Origin of the sequence: Candidatus Pelagibacter sp. HIMB1695 (assembly GCF_052047655.1) — a bacterium.
Taxonomy (GTDB): Bacteria; Pseudomonadota; Alphaproteobacteria; order Pelagibacterales; family Pelagibacteraceae; genus Pelagibacter.
This window is the reverse complement of the sequence record NZ_JBNAJT010000001.1, coordinates 115,467-128,922: the sequence shown is the minus strand read 5'-3', so window position 1 is coordinate 128,922 and position 13,456 is coordinate 115,467. Positions and strand designations below refer to the sequence as shown.

The following is a 13,456-nucleotide window of genomic DNA, read 5'->3' as shown; positions in this document are numbered from 1 at the left end:
AACGTTTAATCAATGGAACATTTATAGAACGCGACAATATGATTATCAATAAAAAAATAAAATTTTTTTAAAGAAATTAACATAAAAAGAGTAAGTAGTGGATAAATGAGAAAAAATTTAAAAATAGATCCTTATGGTTTTAGAGAATATGACGCCCGTTGGTTGTATGAAAAAGACATAAACTCAGCAGGAATAGAGAATCTCGGCAAAGGGCTTGGGACACAAATAAAAAATCACACCAAAAAAGATCATCCAAGAATTATTGTTGGGCATGATTACCGATCTTACAGTGAGGAAATAAAAACTTCACTTAAAAAAGGATTAAAGTCAACAGGATGTCATATAGAAGATATTGGTTTGTCATTATCTCCAATGGTTTATTTTGCACAATTTAATTTAGATGCAGATGCAGTTGCTATGGTTACAGCCAGTCATAATGAAAATGGTTGGACTGGTGTAAAAATGGGCATCCAAAAAGGCTTAACTCATGCACCTGAAGAAATGAAAGAATTAAAAGAAATAACATTAAATGAAAAGTTTTCAAAAGGTGAAGGAAGTGAAAAAGAAATAAAAGATTTTGATAAGATTTATATAAATGACCTAATTAATAAAAACAAAATAAATAAAAAAATTAAAGCTGTAGTTGCTTGTGGTAATGGAACTGCAGGTGTTTTTGCACCAGATATATTAAGAGGCATTGGGTGTGAGGTGATAGAGTTAGATTGTAACCTAGATTGGAATTTTCCAAAATATAATCCTAATCCAGAAGATTTAGAAATGCTTCATGAAATTGCTAAAGTAGTTAAAGAAAATAATGCTGATATAGGTTTTGGCTTTGATGGTGATGGAGATCGAGTTGGTGTTATTGATAATGAAGGTAACGAAATATTCTCTGATAAAATTGGTTTACTAATTGCAAGAAACTTATCCACTAAACATAAAAATTCTAAATTTGTTGTTGATGTAAAATCAACAGGTTTGTACTCAAAAGACAAAATTTTATTAGAAAACAATTGTGAAACAATTTATTGGAAAACAGGTCATTCCCATATTAAACGTAAAGTTAACACTGAAAAGGCATTAGCAGGCTTTGAAAAAAGTGGTCATTTCTTTTTTAATCAGCCTTTAGGATATGGTTACGATGATGGAATAAATTCAGCCATTCATGTCTGTCATTTATTAGATAATGAAAATAAAAAAATGAGTGAAATAATTAATGAATTACCAAATACTTTTCAAACACCAACGATGGCGCCATTCTGTAAAGATGAAGAAAAATATCAAGTAGTTGAAGAATTAGTTAAAAAAGTAGAACAATTAAAAAATAATAAAACTAAAATTGATGATCAAGTAATAACTGAAGTTCTTACAGTTAATGGTGTAAGATTTTCTTTTGAAGATGGATCGTGGGGACTGATAAGAGCATCATCGAATAAACCTTCATTGGTAATTGTAACTGAAAGCCCAACATCAGATAACAGAAAGAAGAAAATCTTTGATTTTATTGACGATTTACTTCAAAAAACTGGGAAAATTGGCGAATACGATCAAAAAATTTAGCGCTTAATAAAGTTAATTTTCAACTAATAAGTGTTCATAAAACTGTAAAGAATCATTTAAAAACTAATTGAGGTGACGGAGGGAGACTGAAGTCACCTCTTTTTTTTTATACTGTTTCTAATTTTCTCAATCAATTCTACTGCAGATCGCTTACTATAAGATTTCTCTTTAGTTACCCATACAGATAAAGGCCAAGTTTCATCTTTTTTTGATCTTGAAATAATATGAATGTGCAATTGAGATACAATATTTCCAATTTTTTCAACATTTAATTTTGAGGTTTTAAATAATTTTTTCATGCAATTACTTACAAAAACAATTTCTTTAATCAATAACAATTGGTCTTTAGAATTTAATTCACTTATGTCATTTTTATTTTTTCTTTTTGGAATAAGAATTAACCAAGGAAATTTAGAATTATCATGAAGTCTAATTGTACATAGTGATAATTCAGTAATGAAATATGATGATTTTAAAAATTTACTATTAATTTTAAAAGTCATTTTATAATTTTAAATATTCATAAAAGAATTTTGAAGCAACAATAAGCAGAAATATTCCAAATAATTTACTAATTTTGTTTTTATCAATCTTATGAACTGTCTTAGCTCCAATCCTTGCCATAAATGTTGTTATTGGAATAAAAATTAAAAAGGCAGGTATATTAATAAATCCAATACTTAAAGGGAGATCAGTATCTAGATAGCTTCCAGAAATTAAAAAACTTAAAAAACCAAAAAGAGCTATAAAGAAACCTATAGCTGCAGAACTTCCAATTGCTTTTTTTATTGGATATCCACAAAATTTAAGCATGGGAACATTCATTACTGCACCTGCAATTCCCATAAGTGCCGAAATTAACCCGACTATTAATCCTAATAAAATTTTTATATATAATTTAATTTCTAAAAGTATTTTTTTTTCATTATTTTTTGAAAAAAGTAAGTAGATTGATAGAAACAAAACAACTATTGTAAAAAACAAAACTAAAGACTTTGTTTTAAGTGTAGCTGCAAAGATTGCACCTAAAATAACACCAAAAATATTAAAAAAACCAAAGCTTTTTACTATATTAAAATCAACTGCTTGAAATTTATGGTGAGTTAAAACTGAAGCTGTTGAGGTTGGTATTATTATTGCAAATGAAGTTCCTATTGCTAAGTGCATAATGTAGGCTTGATCAATTTCAAGTTCACCAAATATATAATAAAGAAACGGGACAGTTATTAAACCACCACCGATACCAAAAAGACCAGCTACAAATCCAACTGGAATTGCAGTCAAAGCCATTAATAAAACTATATAAATATACTCATTTGCTAAGATTGAACTAAGCAGATTGACCTTCTCTCATATCAACATTGTTGTATTTAATCTTATCCATTATGTGATCAATTTTTTTTACATCAGCATCTCTCACACACATATTTTCACTTAAATATCTTTTCCAGTGACTAGCTCCAGATTGACCATGAAATAAACCTAATGTGTGTCTCATGATTTGATTTAATCTAGTTCCTTTTTTCAGTTCATCTTTTACGTAAGGAATCAACTGTTCAATAACGTCTTGCCTACTAGGAATATCATCATTATTAAAAATTTCTCTCTCAATATCTGCTAAAAAATAAGGTGTATGATAAACAGCTCTTCCAATCATAACTCCATCTGTTTTTTCTAAATGTGGTTTAATTTGATCAACAGAAGTTATTCCCCCATTTATTATTATTTCTTCATTTGGAAAATCTTCTTTTAATTTATAAACAAACTCATATTTTAAAGGCGGAATATTTAGATTTTGTTTAGGCGTAAACTTACCAAGCATAGCCTTTCTTGCATGAATAATAAAAGTTTTAATACCTGTAGATTTTAGAGTAGATATGAAATTATATAAGTTTTCATAATCTTCGACATTGTCATATCCAATTCTAGTTTTTATGGTTACGGGTAATTTAGTTTTTGACTGCATTTCAGTTAGACAATCTGCAACTAAGTTTGGCTCTTTCATTAAACAAGCACCAAATCTATTTTTCTCTACTTTTCTACTTGGACAGCCTAAATTTAAATTAATTTCGTCGTAGCCAAAGTCTTCTCCAACTTTTGTTGCTTCCGCAAGTAATTTAGGTGAAGATCCACCTAATTGAAGTGCAACTGGCTTTTCATTGATATTGAATTCTAGTAATTTTTTTTTATCACCTCTATTGATTGCTTCATCGACAACCATTTCAGTATAAAGAAGTATATTTTTGGATATTAGTCTTAAAAAATATCGCTCATGACGATCTGTACAGTCCATCATAGGAGCAACTGATACTAACCTATTCATAAACTAAGACTTTATATTATTTTTTTATGAGTTTGAAGCTTCTGGATCTTCAGAAGCAACATCTGCCTCTTGATTTTCTGATTCTGAAACTTCATCTAATGAAACTTCACCTTGTTCATTCATAGTTTCTTGGCCAACTGAAGTGTCAACTTCAGGTGTTGCTGTTTCAGACAATTCAGCTAAATCTTCCTTTGATACTTGAATTTTTTCTGGAGTTTTTCTTGCTCTTTTAGATGGTAAAATTGGAGTTCCGCTTTTTGAAATCTCTCCTTTGTAAAGATTTTCAAAATCATCACCTATATCTTCATCATCTTCTACACCGTCATCAACTTGTTCAACGTGTTTTCTAAGTTTATAAACAGCACTTTCAGTTAAATCTGATACTTTGATTTTCTCTTCAGCAATTTCTCTTAAAGATATCACTGTATTTTTGTCATTATCTCTATCTATTGTTGGTTCTAAACCTGCATTAAGTTGAGTAGCTCTCTCTTTAGCTACTAAAACTAATTCATAAGGACTTTCTACTTTATCTATACAGTCTTCAACGGTAACTCTAGCCATGGCCGGTTGTTTATACCTGGGGCTCAAAAAAATCAAGCGTTTTCTAAATATAAATAGGATTTAGCTTCTTTCTTGTTAAAAATAATAGGGCTAAAGACGAGAATATATAAATCGCAGAAACAATAGCAATTTTTTCAATTGAAAAACCAATGTCAATTAAAACACCAAATAAAGCCGTTCCAAATGCTGTAGAAAATACCATTAAAGCAGTAGTTAAAGCTTTAATTGATCCAATATGTTTCACTCCATAAATTTCAGCCCAAGTAGCTGAACCTAATACATTGGCAAATCCGTTGGAAATACCAATCAATCCAAGAAACACAAATGCTGTGAAAGATGAATCAAATAAAATAATTACAAAAGTAGAGATCAATAATGGAATATTCATATAAATTAATAGTTTTCTACTACTAAATTTATCTATTAATGGACCTGCTAATAATAATGTTGAAACAGTGAATATAGAATAAGACATAAATGATTGTGCAATAGTAAATTCACCCCAACCTTTAGAGCTTGTTACAAAAGATTGGTAAACAAAAACTCCTGTTGCAATCCATGGCATAGCAAGCATGTTTGAACTAATTATATAAAACCTATAATCTTTTAATACTTCAAGTCTTGTCCATTGCTTAATACTTTTATCTTCATGCTTTTGGTTATTGTCAACTTCTCTTGAGTCTAAACTTAATTTTTTAATTAATAAATAAGAAGCTAATGGTAAAAATAAAATTACAATAATTGAAATTGTTAACCAAATATTTTGCCAAGTATATAAAGTTAACAAATAAACAATTAAAACAGGTAAAATAAATTCACCACAAGATAATCCAAACCATCCTGCGCTAAGAGCTTTACCTCTTGATTTAGTAAAGTATCTTGAAATTGTTGTGCTTGCTGTATGAGACATCATTCCTTGACCTGAAAATCTCATTAAAAATATTGCAGCAAATAAAAATGGTATTGAATATATTTTAGAAAAGAAAAAACACGAAAAGGCTAAAAGCGGAATTACAAATAAAGAAAATTTAAATACATTTACATCATCAATTTTTTTTCCTAACCATATAAAAAGTATACTACTAAATAATGTTGCTGAGGCATAAATTGAGCCAAATTGTCCATGGGTAATCGATAAAGTGTCTCTTATGCTTGAATTAAATAATCCAAGAAAAAAACTCTGTCCAAAACTAGAAAAAAATGTAAAAATGAAACCAAATACAATTACTTTTAAACTTAAACTTTTAAACATAGAAAAAAATTATGACTTGTAATGTTGCTTTCATAGGTCTTGGGGTAATGGGCTACCCAATGGCTGGTTATATATCAAAAGCCGGACACAATGTAACTGTTTTTAATAGAACAAAATCAAAAGCTGAAAAATGGATTGGTGAATACAAAGGTAAAATGGCTGATACTCCAGCGCAAGCAGTAGAAGGTGCGGATTTTATATTTACATGTGTAGGTAATGATGATGATTTAAGAGAAGTATCATTAGGCGAGAATGGATTATTTAAATCAGCAAAAGAAGGTTCTGTTTATATAGATAACTCAACTGTCTCTGCAGAAATTTCTAGAGAACTGTATGCTGCTGCTAAAGAAAAAGGATTTGGATTTTTAGATGCTCCTATATCTGGAGGACAATCTGGAGCAGAAGGAGGAATTTTAACTGTTATGGTTGGTGGAGATGAAGATGTTTTTTCAAAAGCAGAACCAGTTATTGATTGCTATAGCAGAAAAGTAAAATTAATTGGTCCATCTGGAAGTGGGCAACTAACAAAAATGATGAACCAAATGTGTATTGCTGGAGCAGTACAAGGTTTATCAGAAGCAATTAATTTTGGAATAAATGCTGGTCTTGATATGGATATTGTAATGGAAACAATTTCAAAAGGTGCAGCTCAATCTTGGCAAATGGAAAATAGATACAGAACTATGACAGATGATAAATTTGATTATGGGTTTGCTATTGATTGGATGAGAAAAGATTTAAAAATTGCAATTGAAGAAGCAAAAAGGAATGGTTCGCCTGTGCCAATTACAGAAATCATAGATGGTTACTATGCTGAAGTACAAGAAATGGGTGGTAACCGTTGGGATAGCTCTGCATTAATTGCTCGATTAAAAAAGAAAAAATAATTTGTGACTGATACTGTTCCTTATTATGAGGACTTTGTAGAGATCAAAAAGAAAATTTGGTCTATGTTAGATAATGCTGTCAAAGACAGAAGTTCATCTTTTAGAATACCTGTATTTATTTGTGGTAGCCAATCTGATTTAGATGGTAGAATTGTAGTTCTTAGAAAATCAGATCATACTAACAACTTAGTTCAGTATCATAGCGATATTCGCTCAGATAAAATTGAAAAATTAAAATCAAACAAAAATGCAGCGATGTTATTTTATGATAAAGATGAAAAAATTCAGGTTAGACTGAAAGTAGAGTGTACTATCAATCATAATAACGAAGTAACTAAAGAGTCTTGGTCAAAAACCCAGCACATATCTAGAAAATGTTATTTAGTTGATAATGGACCAGGAACTGAGTCTGATACTCCTACATCTGGACTGAAACCTGAACTTGATAATTTTGATTACACTAAAGAACAAAGTGAAGAAGGTTACAAAAACTTTACGGTTATTCAGTGCAAAATAAAATCAATAGAATGGTTATATTTAGCTGCTAAAGGTCATCGAAGAGCAAAATTTGATTTAGAAAATAATAAAGATACCTGGCTAGTACCTTAAATTCCTTTCACAATTATATTGCTTCCTTCAGAGTTTTGAAGACGTATATCTTTAACTGGCTTATATTCATCAGAGTGATACCATTCTAAAGCTTTTTCATATGATGGAAATTTAATGATTACTAATCTTGGAAAATTGTCCTCACCCTCTACTACTTGGTATTCACCATTTCTAACTAGATATTCTCCGCCAAATTTTTTTACAACTTCCGTAACTTTAGCTACATATTCTTTATAGTTTTCTGGATTTGTTACTTTTAGTTGAGCTATCACGTAACCTGCTGACATAATTACCTCTCCTTTTTAGTTATATTAGTCATTATTCCAAAGCCAAGCTGCCCCTCTCACTCCACTTGAGTCCCCGTGTAAATTTTTTAACACTTTAGTCTCTACTTTATTTGAAAAAGTATACTTAGGTATCAAAGACGGAATGTTTTTATAAAATCTATCAATATTTGACATTCCTCCACCAAGAATTATGGCATCAGGATCGAAAATTCCTATCATTACAGCCATTAATCTTGCCATTCTATCTTCATACAAACACAACTCTAAATTTGCTCTTGGATCTTTTTCTAAATCAAGTTTAACGATTTCTTCTGAACTAAAATTAGTGTCATATTTTTGATTAAACCTGTCTTTAAAACCAATGCCAGACATAAATTGTTCTGCGCATAAAGGTCTGCCGCAGTTATTTGAAGGACAACTTATTTTTATTTCTTGTTCATCTTTGGTTGGATAAGGCAATGGTTGATGTCCCCAATCCCCTGCAATTTGATTTGATCCCTCAATAATTGATTTATTATAAGATAATCCACCTCCAAAACCTGTGCCAATAATTATACCAAAGATAGATTTATAATCTTTTCCAGCTCCATCTACAGCTTCAGACAATGTAAAACAATTTGCATCATTCATTAATCTTACTTCTCTATTTAAAGCTAATTCTAAATCTTTTTTAAAAGGTTTGTCATTTAACCAAAGAGAATTAGCGTTAGTAATTATTCCAGTTTGTCTTGAGGAAAATCCAGGGATACCAATACCAACTGAACATGCTTCTTTGCTAATTTTATCAAATTCATCTACCAATTTTTTTACAGTTTCAATTCCTGATAAATAATTCCTTTCGTATGAGTACCTTTTTCTTTCTAGCTGTTTTCCATTCTGATCTAAAAGAATACCTTCAATTTTAGTACCTCCGTAATCAATTCCTATTTTAAATTTATTCTTCATAAATTTAACTTTTAAAAAATAGATTTAGAATATTTCTTCCAGTTATCTTGATAATGTTTGGTATTTTCTTCTACCGCTTTTTTTTCTTCCTCTGTCACCTCTCTTACAATTTTTCCAGGTGAGCCCACTACTAAAGAATTATCCGGTATAACTTTGTTTTCAGTAATTAGTGCTTTTGCTCCAATGATACAATTTTTTCCGATATTTGCTTTATTCAAAATTACTGCACCAATTCCAATTAAACTATTATCTCCAATGGTACATCCATGAAGCATCACTAAATGACCTACAGTAACATTTTTTCCTACTTTTAATGGGCAGCCAGGATCTGTGTGTAAAACACTACCATCCTGAATATTAGATCCCTCACCTATATGAATATTTTCTATATCGCCTCTTAAAACAGCATTAAACCAAATGCTTGTATTTTTCTCTAATGTAACATCTCCAATAATAGTTGCATTAGAAGCTACCCAATTTTCGCCAGAGTTTTTTGGTTTTTTATCTTTTAAATCATAAAACATAATTTATATATTCTTACAGTATGCCAATACAAACTCCAATATGTGATTTTGGTCAAAAAGCTATTCCATTTGAATTAAAATCAACAGATAATAAAATTCTTTCATTAGAAGATATCAAAGGAGAAAATGGAACTTTGATAATGTTTATTTGCAATCATTGCCCTTATGTAAAAGCAGTCACAAAAGAAATAGTTGAAGATTGTAATGAATTAAAAAAAATTGGAATAAATTCTGTAGCAATCTGTGCAAATGATGCTGAGAATTATCCTGAAGACTCTTTTGAAAATATGATTAAATTTTCTAAAGATAATAATTTTAATTTTCCTTACTTAAACGACGAAACACAAAATATCGCAAAAGCATATGATGCTGTCTGTACACCAGATTTTTTTGGATATAACAAAAATTTAGAACTTCAATATCGTGGAAGATTGAGAGAGTTGAGAAATCTTATACCTGTTAAAGAAGGTGAAAGTGATTTGTTAAAAGCTATGAAGCAAATTGCTGAAACAGGTGAAGGTCCTAAAGACCAAATTCCTAGTGCTGGCTGTAGCATAAAGTGGAAAACTAATTAATGTATTTAATTGTTACTAGATCTTTTCCCCCTGAACTTGGTGGAATGCAAAGCTTGATGTGGGGTTTATCAAGAGAATTATCTAAAAACTTTATGATAAAAGTATTTGCAGATTATATTGATAATTATAAAGATTTTGATGAACAAGCTTCGTTTTCAATTGAAAGAGTTGGTGGAATAAAACTTCTGAGAAAATACAGAAAAGCTCAATTAATTAATGAATTTATCAAAAAGAATAAAGTTGAAGGAATAATTGGAGATCATTGGAAAAGTTTAGAATTAATTAAAACTTCAAAAAAAAAATATTGTCTTATTCATAGCAAAGAGATCAATCATTCTAAAGGATCAAGTCAAAATAAAAGGGTTTTGAATGTTCTTAACAATGTAGAAAAAGTTATTGCTAACTCACAATATACTAAACATCTTGCTATTGAATGTGGGGTTAATGAAAATAAAATTATTGTAATTAATCCTGGTGTTGATCAAGCAAAAGAATTAAACAAAAAATCATTAGAAAAAGTTGAAAGCTTACTAAAAGTTAAAACTCCAAAATTAATAACAGTATCAAGATTTGATAAAAGAAAAAATCACGAAAAAGTAATTATGGCTCTTAGAAATTTAAAACAAATTTATCCAGATATTGTTTACATTTGTATTGGATACGGTGACGAAGAAGGAAATATTAAAAAATTAGTAAAAGAATTGAATTTAGAGGAACAAGTAATGTTTTTTAAAGACATAAGTGATGATTTAAAAAATGCTCTTGTTGCTAAATCAAATTTATTTGTAATGCCTTCTATAATTCATAAAAAATCTGTTGAAGGATTTGGAATTGCTTATGTTGAAGCTGCACAATACGGTATTCCATCTATAGGCGGTAAAGATGGTGGTGCAGCAGATGCAATTGATCATGAAAAAACTGGCTTAATATGTGATGGAAATAGTCTTGATGACATTTATTCTTCAATTAATTCAATGTTAGAAAATAAAAAGTATTTAGAGCTTGGGAAAAATGCAAAAGAATTTGTGAATAAATTTCTATGGTCAAAAATAATTGAGGAATACAAAAAGATACTAAATTGATTTCAAATAATAAATTAGCAATTTTTTTAATTATAATCTCAGTTTTTTGTGGAACATTAATGTTAACCTTTTTAAAATTAGCTCAAGAAGAAGTTAATGTTTATGTGGCGGGTTTCTTCAGATTTTTATTTGGTTTCCTTATTATTTTTCCTTATATGTTGAAAACTAAATTAGATGTTTTTAAATCAAATCATCATAAAAAACATTTTCTTAGAGCTATTTTAAACCTACCTTCAATGCTTTTATATTTCTCAGCTTTAACAATGATGTCAATTGAAAAAGCTACAGCAATATCTTTTGTTGTTCCTTTCATAGTAACTATTTTAGCTGTTTTATTTCTTGGAGAAAAAATTTATATCTACAGAAGTTTTGCACTAGTTTTAGGATTTATTGGTATGTTGGTAATTTTAAGACCAGGTATAATTGACATCTCTATTGGAGTGTATATGGCACTGGCATCATCTTTTATGTGGTCAATAGTGATTATAATTACAAAAACTATAACAAAAGATGATAGTTCGATTACAATTTTATCATATGGATACTGTTATATGACTATTTTTAGTTTCCTTATTGCATTGTTTTATTGGCAAACACCTAGTTTACAAACTTTGATTTATTTATTTTTTGCAGGCTTTTCTGGTACATTGTTACACCTTTGTATTAATCATGCTTATAAATTAGTTGATGTAAGTATGACACAGCCATATTCTTTTCTAAGTTTAGTATTTGCATCTCTAATTGGTTACTTTGTATTTAGCGAAACACCTGATTTGTTCACTTGGATTGGTGCGAGTATTATATTTTTAGGAGTTTTCATTATGTCATATCGTGAAATGAAGCTTGATAAAGAAATTATTAGAAAACGAATAGATATTAAATCTTAATTATTTTTTAACAAAAGCTCTGTATATTTGCCAGCCTACAATTGAAATAGTTGTTAATAAAATAATTAAAGTTAATGGTCTATCCCATAAGAAACTAAAAGAACCATCACTAATTAATAACGATCTTCTTAAATTTTCTTCCATTAGTTTTCCTAGTACAAAAGCAAGGATTAATGGTGGCATTGGAAAATCATATAAGCGCATAAAAAGAGCTATAACAGAAATACCAATCATTAAATAAATATCAAAATTATTAAATGACATTAAATAAATTCCTGTAATAGAAAAAAATAAAATTAAAGGAATTAAAAAATTTCTTGGAACAGCAAGTATTCGAGCAATGTAAGGAATTAATGGTAAATTTAAGATAAGTAATACCACCATTCCAATATACATAGACATAATAACTGACCAAAAAATTTCAGGATTAGTTTGATATAATCTTGGACCCGGTTGAATTCCAAAGCCTAGTAGTGCACCTAACATTACTGCCGTTGTTCCACTTCCAGGAATACCTAAAGTTAATAATGGAACAAATGATCCAGAGCATGCTGCATTGTTTGCTGTTTCTGGAGCTGATAAACCATGAACACTACCTTTTCCAAATTTTTCTTTCTCTTCATCATTTACATAATTTCTTTCCATTCCATATGCTAAGAAAGATGCAATCGTTGCACCTGCTCCAGGTAAAACTCCAATTAAAAATCCCAAGACAGAAGAACGAGGAATGGTTTTTGCCATTTTAATCGTTTCTTCTTTATTAACTTTAATGGATCCTAATTCTGTTAATGAAATTTGTTTTGCTGCCCTATTTGGATCTTTTCCTCTGAATATGATTGTTAATGCTTCACTCATTGCAAATGTTGCCATAACAATTAATACAAAGCTTATTCCATCTGATAAATTCATATTACCAAAAGTAAATCTTGAAATATCAGACAAAGAATCTTGACCTATTGAAGATAACATTAATCCTAAAACTACCATCATCATTGCTTTTAAAAATTGTCCTTTTGAAGAAAATGCTGAAACAGCAGTTAATCCCAATACCATCAGTGCAAAATAATCTGGAGATCTAAATGATAAACTTATTTTAGATAAACTAGGAGCTGCTATTAATAAAAATATTGCAGAAATTGTTCCACCAGCAAATGAACTATAAGCAGCAATCGCTAAAGCTTTCCCAGCTTTTCCTTGTTGTGCCATTGGATAACCATCAAATGCTGTAGCAACAGTACCAGGCACACCTGGCGCATTTAATAATATTGAAGAGGTAGATCCTCCAAAAACTGCTCCATAATATACACCAGCCATTAAAATTAATCCTGAAGCTGGATCAAAACCATAAGTAATTGGTATCATTAATGCAATTGCAGTCATTGGACCCAATCCTGGAAGCATTCCAATTATGGTACCTGCAAAACATCCAATCATAACAATTATGATGTTTTGAAAAGATAAAGCAGTGTTTAAACCAATTAAAATTCCATCAATCATCCAATAATTCCTAAATATTTTAATAATGGATCTCTTAGATAAATATTAAGCAATCCATGAAGTAAAAACATAAATACTGCTACAAATGGAAACGAAAGCATAAACATCCATAACCATCTTCTTTCACCTAAGAAATAGTAAGAAGCAATTAAAAATAACGAAGTAGATAAAAAGTAGCCAATTTTTAAAATTACTGCTCCATAAATTAATGAAATTAAAACTAGATAAATTATACTTTTATAATCAAGGTGTTTATGGTTTACCTCTATCTTAGTTTTTTCGGGTAATATTATTATCAAACTTGAGATTAAAATTCCTGCCCAACCTAAATAAATTGGAAAAGTTCTTGCATTAAACGGGGCATTCTCATCAAAAGTAAAAACCACTATTTGATGTGCTGTATATAAATAAAAAGCTGAAAAAATAAAAAAGAGCAGTGAGATAAATTTAGTTGGACTAATTCTCAC

At 29.5% G+C, this 13,456-nt stretch carries 15 protein-coding genes and 1 pseudogene; 6 read left to right on the top strand and 10 right to left on the bottom strand.

The features are described from left to right. Positions 1–105 precede the first annotated feature (105 nt). The gene (locus ACTTAX_RS00690) at positions 106–1,560 is read left to right on the top strand and encodes a phosphomannomutase/phosphoglucomutase (protein WP_440692138.1); all 1,455 of its coding nucleotides are present in this window, start codon (positions 106–108) and stop codon (positions 1,558–1,560) included. 92 nt (positions 1,561–1,652) lie between these two features. Here ACTTAX_RS00690 and ACTTAX_RS00685 read toward each other — a convergent pair whose 3' ends face one another. The 5 genes and pseudogenes from ACTTAX_RS00685 to ACTTAX_RS00665 all read right to left on the bottom strand — a co-directional run bounded on the left by ACTTAX_RS00685 (position 1,653) and on the right by ACTTAX_RS00665 (position 5,696). Further along, positions 1,653–2,063, bottom strand: coding sequence for an HIT domain-containing protein (locus ACTTAX_RS00685; RefSeq protein WP_440692137.1), 411 nt, complete (start codon positions 2,061–2,063; stop codon positions 1,653–1,655). A gap of 1 nt (position 2,064) precedes the next feature. Next, a complete protein-coding gene (locus ACTTAX_RS00680) occupies positions 2,065–2,850 on the bottom strand; it encodes a sulfite exporter TauE/SafE family protein (RefSeq protein ID WP_440692135.1) in 786 nt (261 codons plus the stop codon). 40 nt (positions 2,851–2,890) lie between these two features. After that, positions 2,891–3,883, bottom strand: a complete 993-nt coding sequence (gene dusA, locus ACTTAX_RS00675) for a tRNA dihydrouridine(20/20a) synthase DusA (RefSeq protein ID WP_440692133.1) — start codon at positions 3,881–3,883, stop codon at positions 2,891–2,893. A 180-nt stretch (positions 3,884–4,063) separates the two neighbouring features. Beyond that, positions 4,064–4,444 (bottom strand): annotated as a pseudogene (gene rpoZ, locus ACTTAX_RS00670) (DNA-directed RNA polymerase subunit omega); the annotation flags it as partial. 43 nt (positions 4,445–4,487) lie between these two features. Continuing rightward, a complete protein-coding gene (locus ACTTAX_RS00665) occupies positions 4,488–5,696 on the bottom strand; it encodes an MFS transporter (protein ID WP_440692131.1) in 1,209 nt (402 codons plus the stop codon). A gap of 11 nt (positions 5,697–5,707) precedes the next feature. On the opposite strand from ACTTAX_RS00665, the gene ACTTAX_RS00660 reads away from it, so the two are divergent. Together ACTTAX_RS00660 and ACTTAX_RS00655 are read left to right on the top strand one after the other, a co-directional pair. Then, complete coding sequence (locus ACTTAX_RS00660) at positions 5,708–6,583, top strand: NAD(P)-dependent oxidoreductase (RefSeq protein ID WP_440692129.1); 876 nt, start codon at positions 5,708–5,710, stop codon at positions 6,581–6,583. Positions 6,584–6,586: 3 nt separating this feature from the next. Next, a complete protein-coding gene (locus ACTTAX_RS00655; protein ID WP_440692127.1) occupies positions 6,587–7,192 on the top strand; it encodes a flavin-binding protein in 606 nt (201 codons plus the stop codon). Here ACTTAX_RS00655 and ACTTAX_RS00650 read toward each other — a convergent pair. Genes ACTTAX_RS00650 through ACTTAX_RS00640 form a run of 3 tightly spaced genes read right to left on the bottom strand, consistent with a single transcriptional unit; the run spans position 7,189 to position 8,948 of the window. Next, a complete protein-coding gene (locus ACTTAX_RS00650) occupies positions 7,189–7,479 on the bottom strand; it encodes a DUF1330 domain-containing protein (RefSeq protein ID WP_262589034.1) in 291 nt (96 codons plus the stop codon). The two genes, ACTTAX_RS00655 and ACTTAX_RS00650, sit on opposite strands and share 4 nt — an antisense overlap. A 24-nt stretch (positions 7,480–7,503) precedes the next feature. Continuing rightward, entirely contained in the window at positions 7,504–8,424 is a 921-nt protein-coding gene (locus tag ACTTAX_RS00645) for an ROK family protein (protein ID WP_440692126.1), read from the bottom strand. Positions 8,425–8,435: 11 nt separating this feature from the next. Continuing rightward, on the bottom strand, positions 8,436–8,948 hold the full coding sequence (locus ACTTAX_RS00640) for a gamma carbonic anhydrase family protein (protein ID WP_440692124.1): 513 nt from the start codon (positions 8,946–8,948) through the stop codon (positions 8,436–8,438). A gap of 20 nt (positions 8,949–8,968) precedes the next feature. Here ACTTAX_RS00640 and ACTTAX_RS00635 point away from each other — a divergent pair, with 20 nt between their 5' ends. The 3 genes from ACTTAX_RS00635 to ACTTAX_RS00625 are packed head-to-tail and all read left to right on the top strand — an operon-like array spanning position 8,969 to position 11,492. Then, a complete protein-coding gene (locus tag ACTTAX_RS00635; protein WP_440672158.1) occupies positions 8,969–9,523 on the top strand; it encodes a thioredoxin family protein in 555 nt (184 codons plus the stop codon). Continuing rightward, positions 9,523–10,605 (top strand): glycosyltransferase family 4 protein, encoded by a 1,083-nt coding sequence (locus ACTTAX_RS00630; protein ID WP_440692122.1) that lies wholly within the window; start codon positions 9,523–9,525, stop codon positions 10,603–10,605. The genes ACTTAX_RS00635 and ACTTAX_RS00630 overlap by 1 nt, the downstream gene beginning before the upstream one ends. After that, on the top strand, positions 10,602–11,492 hold the full coding sequence (locus ACTTAX_RS00625; RefSeq protein ID WP_440692120.1) for a DMT family transporter: 891 nt from the start codon (positions 10,602–10,604) through the stop codon (positions 11,490–11,492). The genes ACTTAX_RS00630 and ACTTAX_RS00625 overlap by 4 nt, the downstream gene beginning before the upstream one ends. On the opposite strand, the gene ACTTAX_RS00620 is transcribed toward ACTTAX_RS00625, so the two are convergent. Both ACTTAX_RS00620 and ACTTAX_RS00615 read right to left on the bottom strand, forming a co-directional pair. Further along, positions 11,493–12,989, bottom strand: a complete 1,497-nt coding sequence (locus tag ACTTAX_RS00620) for a tripartite tricarboxylate transporter permease (RefSeq protein ID WP_440692118.1) — start codon at positions 12,987–12,989, stop codon at positions 11,493–11,495. It lies immediately after the preceding gene. Then, on the bottom strand, positions 12,986–13,456 hold the full coding sequence (locus tag ACTTAX_RS00615; protein ID WP_440692116.1) for a tripartite tricarboxylate transporter TctB family protein: 471 nt from the start codon (positions 13,454–13,456) through the stop codon (positions 12,986–12,988). Before ACTTAX_RS00615 ends, ACTTAX_RS00620 begins: the two co-directional genes overlap by 4 nt.